General features: G+C 56.8%; 2 pseudogenes. One reads left to right on the plus strand and one right to left on the minus strand.

Annotated elements, in window-relative coordinates:
• Nucleotides 1-214 (minus strand): annotated as a pseudogene (locus CWO89_RS45205) (DUF2130 domain-containing protein); the annotation flags it as partial.
• Between CWO89_RS45205 and CWO89_RS45210 the strand changes: the two are divergent.
• Nucleotides 213-449: pseudogene (locus CWO89_RS45210) on the plus strand (integrase core domain-containing protein); the annotation flags it as partial. The pseudogenes CWO89_RS45205 and CWO89_RS45210 overlap by 2 nt on opposite strands.

Genomic DNA, 449 nt, shown 5'->3' on the forward strand with positions numbered 1-449 from the left:
TACCAGCGTTGTAGAGTCCGCTGTCAGGTTCGAGCAGTGAGACCAGGATGGCATACTCGCAGCCTTTCTCGGTGCGATCCCGGTCGAGTTCCTTGAGAAAGTCCTCGTTTTTGCTCTTCGTTGCGGTCTTATCGCTCTCGTTCTTCATCTCGAACATGATGGAGACAATCTCGGTGCCGGCCTCGTCCGAGTCGCGAAAGATGTAATCCCCCTTCACCTGCAACGCCATGCTCGCCTGGAGCAAGGACACGGTCATCGATTGGCACTTTATCGCGCCGGGAAAGCCGATGCAGAACGGCTTCATCGAGAGTTTCAACGGCCGGATGCGCGATGAACTGCTCAACGAGACCCTGTTCTTCGATCTGGATGACGCCCGCGCCAAGATCGCGGCTTGGGTCGCCGACTACAATATCTGGCGGCCTCACTCGTCGCTGAAATACCTGACCCCT

Origin of the sequence: Bradyrhizobium sp. Leo170, from assembly GCF_004296405.1 — a bacterium.
GTDB lineage: Bacteria > Pseudomonadota > Alphaproteobacteria > Rhizobiales > Xanthobacteraceae > Bradyrhizobium.